This window comes from Mesorhizobium sp. M7A.F.Ca.ET.027.03.2.1 (assembly GCF_003999175.1).
Lineage (GTDB): Bacteria > Pseudomonadota > Alphaproteobacteria > Rhizobiales > Rhizobiaceae > Mesorhizobium.
Window position 1 is genome coordinate 1 of sequence record NZ_RZOM01000257.1, and the last position, 6434, is coordinate 6434.

Genomic DNA, 6434 nt, shown 5'->3' on the forward strand with positions numbered 1-6434 from the left:
TGGCCGACCAGTGATCGAGTACTAGCCGGGCCGTGCAATCTTCGATCCGCCCCCAATCGGGGCGGCGCGGCATCAGGAACCGCAACTCACCATAGATTCGCTTGGCATCCGCGTAGTCGCAGCTCCCCTCATTCCCATCGGACGCATTCATCGCCATATCGCGCGGGTCCAGATAGCCTTCGAATGCGGAGTCTGCAAAAGGACCTGCCAGACACGCAACTATCTCCCGGATCGCATCATCGCGTTCCAAACATCGATCCATATCGTCCTCGAAAATCGGCTTTCGCTTCGAGGTGAATCCTTGCGCTGAATAAAAACCCGCGCCTTCGACAACACCACCGCACTCTCCGTCACCGGCGTCGGGGTAAATACTAACACTTGAGAAAGCAGGGAGTTCACGGTCGTCGTCGAACGTCTGACGGTGCAAAACGATGGCGGCCACCGCGTGCCCGGCTTCGTGATGCGCCACAAGCGGCAGATATTGGGAGGCTACATTCATGCGGTGCGGCTCTCAGGTCTAGTTTGCTTTTGCGCATAGGACCGCAATTGTCGTGCCAACTGGGAAAATCGTTTCGGGCAATGCGATCGCTCCGATAGCGTTGCGTCTCCTGTCTGACATTGTTGGGAAGTCGACACGCGCCCGTCGCAATGCGGTCGACCTTCCGCGCGAGTTGGGTGACCCGTGAAGGCGGCCGACCAGGACGATGTTGCGCTGATCGGCGACGAAGGCGCGGCCGGGCGAGATCGCGCATCAGGGGGTGACCGGCGTGTCGGCGAAGTCGAAGTCGTCGATGTCCTTGGCCAGCGGCAACTTGGCGACAGCGAACTGGTATTTGATGGAGCGGGCCTGCTTCTCCGATATCTCGGCCTGCAAGAGATCACCGACAATCCTGGGCGGCTCGTGCCGTCGCTTGATGGCGACGCGCCCATGATCTCGTCATAGGCTCTGCGCATTCCGTAGAGCTTCAGCGCTCCCATCAGTTCCAGTACCTCGGTGCGTTCCATGGCTGTTTGTCCTCCTGAGACTGTCATAGCGGGTGCAGTCGGCGACACTCGTGAGCTAGCTTCAGCGCTTGGGGAATGGAAAGGATCGTGCCCGGCGCCGGATCGCGGCTGCGGGCCAGGATGTTGAGGATCACCGGCGCCGACGATGCACCGTGCTCGATGGCTTCCTGACAGGCGGCCTCGACCGCGCTCAATCCGTCGGTCAGCACCCAGGTGAGGATCAACACCATCTGCCGGTCGACGTCATCAACCGCCTTGAGCTGCGCCGCACCTTCTCCATTGCCGACCGCACGACCCAGCTAAGGAACGGCGCGCGCCGTGTGCCAGGGATCGTAGACGACCTCGTTGCGGCCAAAGGAGCGAACGTGTTCTCCCACGACCACGCCATCCTCTGGCGGATGCGATCCGATCGACATAAGCATGGATCTCGACGGGCCGACCGACGGCACTCGACAGCACCGAGTATTTGTTGTTGTCGAAGCGCACCGTGCAGGTCTTCGACACCGACGGGGGAATGCAGTGGAAGCCGTCGAAGCGACCGGCAGCCGCTCCCGCTGCGGCTTGGCCGCATTCGCCGACAGCAGCCGGTCCCGCGTCTCACGCCGAGCTCCCATGCGGGGATAGGGCTGGTGCTTGCGCTCGTAGCGGAACTCCGTCTGCTCAGAACGCAGGACCTTGCGCACCACCTTGCGCGAGATCTTCAGCTCACGGCAGATCGCCTTGATCGACTTCCCCTGGACCAGCGACAGCCGACGTATCTTTGCAATCGTCTCTAAAACCAACATCCAAAACACAAATGCCTCCGATCAAGCCGGAGGCATCTTGATGACCCCATCGTTAAAGGGTCCCGTTTGGACGAAAATCACCCTTTAAACAGGGTCCCCATTCCACGAAAAATCAATGCACTACCTTCCAAAGCTGCGAGAGATCGCCACCGACCGCTTTGAAGGGGCTTTCGGCGGTCTCGTCAGCGAGGTTGTGGCATGAAGAAACATCAATCCACAGCATTGGGCCGAAGCATGCCACGGGCTCATGCCGCGGGAGAGCGGGAAGATATTCTTGAAAGAAGCGGTCTCCGACATCAATACCGACAGGATGGGCAGCTTTCTCACATCACTTGAGGTCGAGCGTGGCAGTTGCGACCCGCAATGCAAGGCTGGCGGCGATGGATGCCTTTGCGCGGTTCCTGATTTCGGAGCACCCCGAATATTAGGATACGCTGCAACTGGTGGTGACACTTCCCTTCAAGAGGGCGCGTGGGTGGCACCTGTCGAATATCTCGATGAGCCCGGAAATCAAGAGCGTCCTGGCGCGTATCGTCCGCCGCACGCCTTCTGGACAGCGGGATTACGCTCTGTTTTCGCTGATGTTCAATACGGATGCACGAGTTCAGGGATCCTGAATCTTCGATTGTGACCTTCGTCTGGTATCGCCCTGTCCCGCCGAGCAAAGCAACGACCGCCCCACACTGCTCACCCGGTTCGGTGTTCCATACTTGCTGCGCACACATGGCTGCGGGCGAAGGAACCACCATGGCGGAAAAAAGCATCCATCATCGCCCTTTGCGGGACACGACGGCCATCCACCTCGTCAAGGCGGGTGTTGACATCGCCACCATCAGTCGATGGCCAGGCCACTCGGGCTGAACTAACGATGCGCTACGCCCAGGCCGGTATCGATATGAAGCGGCAAGCGCTCGAACAAGGCTTCCCCGACGTGATGTCATCGGCAAAAGATCAGACGATCATCGCTTTGATGGCTGGATGTTTGGCTGGCTGCACCGCTTGTAGACGCTCAGTTATGTGGAGTTGTATCGCGGGAAGTCGCGCGTCTTGGGCTTTTGCGGTGTCAGCTCCACATCTCTCCGCAGTGCACGTTGTCACTGTTGAAGAGCCGTTTGTTCAATCTTCGTCCTGGCACGGCAAGGGTTGTCGATATTGTGGGCGTCTTGCGCTTGCCGAGCTTGTCCGAAATCCAGCGCCGGATCAGGCGTGAACACTGTTGCGTAGTTCGTCAGCCAGAGCGCGGAGAACGTCGGCGCTTCCTTCCAGCGCCGTAAAAGCGTAGGGATTGAGGAACTGTCGGCCCCAGAACAGATTGCGATCTGTGCCGGATAGCGTAGCTTCCTCGCTGACACGCGGCCAATTCTCCGCAATGCATCGGAGCTGGCCTTCAACAATCGCAAGAGCTTCCGGCGCGCTGAGCAGGAAGTGATGCGCCGCTTCAAGGCAGGACGCTATCCGGCTCATGCGGTTATTGCCGCTGATGAGCATGGCCTGGCTGGCCTCCTGGCCACTGCGGGCCTGCGGACAAATATCGTACGCAGGCGTGAGGGTGAGCTTAGCGCCGTCCCAGAATGCCGCATGGTTGCGGGCATGATCGTCGGTGTTGCCGCAAAGTATGTTGAAGACAATGCGGCTGAACAACTCGCGCAGAGTTTCCGACGGCGCGGTGAATCGGTGGCGAATGATCTCCGCCAAATCCTGGTAGCTGGCGTAACGCGCCATCATCTCATCGAGCGCGAGCATCGTCAGCGCTGAGACCATGGATTTGCGTTGCCAGCCGCCCGTGACCTTGATCCGGTCGAATCGCTCGACGAGCAACACGTCGTTGCCTGCGGCGCGAACGAGCGAGACGGATGCCGCTCTGATGCCGCACAAGGCGGCAAGCCGCATGGCTATGAATTCTCCTTTGACGACGCTGTAAAGGTCGGCAGACGAGGAAAATTTCGCGACATGCTTGACGGCGTCACCCTCGATCAGCGCCTTTGGCCTTGCGCCGCCGATCGAGCTGCCGTGATGCAGCGCCTGATCTAATTCGGGGGTGAGCGGAATACCTTTCTCTACCCGCTCCGCCGATTGGACAAGCTCTTCGAGAGTGGCATTGGCCAGTGCGCGCGGCTCGTAATGCATTGGCGAAAACTGAAAATCGAGCGCGCCGATGCGGTCCGAGCCTGATTCCAGCAAGAACGTCAGTTCTGAAATATCGAGCCGCGCGATTTCATCGCCCTTCACACCGAATTTGCGGTTTAGGATAACCCGTCGTCCCCAGGCATCAGGGGCAGCATCGCGGATGCATCCCGGCATGGTTAGGCCAGGAAGCAAAGGCAATTCGCCTGCCTTCAGGGGCAGTTCCGGGAGATAAAGCGGGATCGCGCTTCCCAGTTCACGAAAGCTCCTGCCATAGTTGAAGCTGACGAGTCCGTCATGGGCATATAGCCGCCCGGCGACAACCGGCGCGGTCTCGCCCGGCAGCCAGACCCAGACATAGGCTTCGTCGTACTTGGGGACCTTAGAACTCATCGACGATCTGCTTGCCGGCCTTGTAGACGTGCTTCGGCAGCAGCGCGATGCGATCGTCCATGCGGCCTGTGAGGGCTGTGATGCCATTGCCGTCGGCATCGAACAGCTTCACACCGACAATGGCAGCAGCTTCGAACATCAGTCCGATTTCGACTTTGGGATCGCCCTTCTCGATGCGCTGCAGGGTGCTGCGTGAAACACCGATTCTCTCGGCTAACTCCTGTGCGGTTAACCGGTGCTGCATCCGGCCAAGCCGGATGGTCTTACCGAAAAGGCCAAGCGCTTCCATCGCGTAGCGCGAATAGGTGCGTTTATACGTTGCCTTCATTCGGGTCTCTGTGACCTATGCATGATCCATATCGCCTTCTTTCGAACTTTATATAGGTAATGTCACAGAGCGACTGCCAAAGTCAAGACTCCGTATCGCAAGCGTTACCCATCCGAACGAGGAAGGCGGATATTGCCGACGGCTCCTGCACAACCGGCCAGCTCTGCGCGTCTCGGGCGAGGCGGAGATCTGGCGCTGGATCGCGGACAGCCTTGAGACGCCTCGCATGAGTCATTCATGGGCGGTCCCTGGTGCGGGGCCGCGGCGCTCGACTGCTGGCCGACATTCTCGGCGGCGGGACCCGCATCCGGCTACACCAGCACTTTTCGACCGCATACGCGCCCAGCTTCTCTCCGAAATCATTGCCAATGAGCGCGAACCTCATGCGATCGCCGAGCTGGCCTGGCGGCGCGGAATCTACGCACGCATCCGTATTCGAGACCGCCCAAGGGAGGCTGACTAGCGTAACGCCCTCCGATCTAAGCGCCTTCCACAAAGCCGCTTTCGCACGCGACGGGCTGCATGTGGCGGTCGTAGGCGACATAGATGCCAAGCCCTGAGAGTAAGGCTCTACCAGCTGTTCGGCGATTTGCCTCAGAAACTGGCGCTTGCCGGCGCGAACCAGTGGTATCGCGAGGGCGAGCACGCCGAGCGCTTTTCCTCCGCCCTCCACTGACCACAGACCCGCACGCAACGAAGCCGCGCTCGATCTTATCGTGGCGTGGCTAGGTGCAATGTTTGCTCTCGCCATCAGGCCGGCTTTCCCGATGGCGTGGTCAACCTGATCTATGCGTCCGAAGGTGATCGCGTGGGCCGTGAACTCTGCACCAATTCCAAAGATCAGCTTTACCGGTTCGAACGAGGTCGGACGGCTGCTGATGCGTCAGTGCTCTGACCAGATCAAGAAGGTCAGCCTTGAAACCGGCGGCAATGCACCTTTCATCATCTTCGATGATGCCGACATTGACGGTGCTGTTGACGGTGCGGTCCAGGCGAAGTTCCGCAATGCCGGCCAGACCTGCGTTTCCGCGAACCGCATTTACGTCCAATCGAGCGTTCACGATGAGTTCGTCAAGAAATTCGTGGAAAGAATCCGGCACTTGTCGGTTGGCGACGGATTCGATGCCGGAGTGGACATCGGACCGCTCATCGACAAGCATGCTCTGGCCAAGATCGAGTCTCACATCGCAGATGCCATTGCGAAAGGCGGCACAATACGATGCGGGGGCCAGCGTATCGGCAAGAATGGCACGTTTTTCGAACCCACGGTCCTCACCGAGATTTCCAGCGTCATGGCAGTCGCGCAAGAGGAGACATTCGGGCCGCTCGCGCCGATCATTCGCTTCAACGATGCGGATCAGGTCGTGCGCGAGGCCAATGACACGATCTACGGCCTCGCCGCATACTTCTATGCCTCAAACCTGAAGCGGGTCTGGCGTGTGGCAGAGGCTCTGGAATATGGCATGGTTGGCATCAACACGGGACGCATGTCCTCGGAGGCGGCACCGTTTGGCGGGATCAAACAATCCGGCATCGGGCGGGAGGGTTCCCGTCATGGCCTCGAGGACTATCTGGAAATGAAATATCTTTGCATGGGCGGGATTTGAAACCTGCTGCACTGTCTCTCCGCCCCACCGGGGGGCGGCCTGCGGTCAATGCCGCCACCTAATTGGAAGTTCCAAACGCCGTTGACCTGAAACACGGATGCCCGGCAGGAGACTGAGCTCGCTGCCGGGCATCCGTGTTTCAGGCCAACGGCGTTTGGAACTTCCAATTAGGTGGCGGCATTGACCGCAGGC

Annotated in this window: 5 protein-coding genes and 3 pseudogenes; 3 read left to right on the top strand and 5 right to left on the bottom strand. The window is 59.5% G+C overall.

Annotation, left to right across the window (positions count from 1 at the left end; all coding sequences use genetic code 11):
- The 3 genes and pseudogenes from EN750_RS13540 to EN750_RS40695 all read right to left on the bottom strand — a co-directional run.
- The coding region (locus EN750_RS13540) for a hypothetical protein (protein ID WP_145967627.1) at positions 1–499 on the bottom strand (499 nt) is incomplete at its 3' end.
- 192 nt (positions 500–691) lie between these two features.
- A pseudogene (locus EN750_RS40690) lies at positions 692–1005 on the bottom strand (ATP-binding protein); the annotation flags it as partial.
- Positions 1006–1015: 10 nt separating this feature from the next.
- A pseudogene (locus tag EN750_RS40695) lies at positions 1016–1548 on the bottom strand (IS21 family transposase); the annotation flags it as partial.
- A 516-nt stretch (positions 1549–2064) separates the two neighbouring features.
- On the opposite strand from EN750_RS40695, the gene EN750_RS13555 reads away from it, so the two are divergent.
- Together EN750_RS13555 and EN750_RS39415 are read left to right on the top strand one after the other, a co-directional pair.
- A complete protein-coding gene (locus EN750_RS13555) occupies positions 2065–2421 on the top strand; it encodes a hypothetical protein (protein WP_126080678.1) in 357 nt (118 codons plus the stop codon).
- A 237-nt stretch (positions 2422–2658) separates the two neighbouring features.
- Positions 2659–3000, top strand: coding sequence for a hypothetical protein (locus EN750_RS39415; protein WP_189526189.1), 342 nt, complete (start codon positions 2659–2661; stop codon positions 2998–3000).
- On the opposite strand, the gene EN750_RS13560 is transcribed toward EN750_RS39415, so the two are convergent.
- Both EN750_RS13560 and EN750_RS13565 read right to left on the bottom strand, forming a co-directional pair.
- Entirely contained in the window at positions 2991–4307 is a 1317-nt protein-coding gene (locus tag EN750_RS13560; protein WP_063169281.1) for a HipA domain-containing protein, read from the bottom strand. The two genes, EN750_RS39415 and EN750_RS13560, sit on opposite strands and share 10 nt — an antisense overlap.
- Entirely contained in the window at positions 4297–4635 is a 339-nt protein-coding gene (locus tag EN750_RS13565) for a helix-turn-helix transcriptional regulator (RefSeq protein WP_063169282.1), read from the bottom strand. Before EN750_RS13565 ends, EN750_RS13560 begins: the two co-directional genes overlap by 11 nt.
- Positions 4636–5246: 611 nt before the next feature.
- Between EN750_RS13565 and EN750_RS13575 the strand changes: the two are divergent.
- A pseudogene (locus EN750_RS13575) lies at positions 5247–6242 on the top strand (aldehyde dehydrogenase family protein); the annotation flags it as partial.
- Positions 6243–6434: the final 192 nt, after the last annotated feature.

Bases quoted from the DNA above. Each gene is read 5' to 3' on its own strand.
- EN750_RS39415 (WP_189526189.1), top strand. From the start codon at position 2,659: ATGCGCTACGCCCAGGCCGGTATCGATATGAAGCGGCAAGCGCTCGAA.
- EN750_RS13560 (WP_063169281.1), bottom strand. From the start codon at position 4,307: ATGAGTTCTAAGGTCCCCAAGTACGACGAAGCCTATGTCTGGGTCTGG.
- EN750_RS13565 (WP_063169282.1), bottom strand. From the start codon at position 4,635: ATGAAGGCAACGTATAAACGCACCTATTCGCGCTACGCGATGGAAGCG.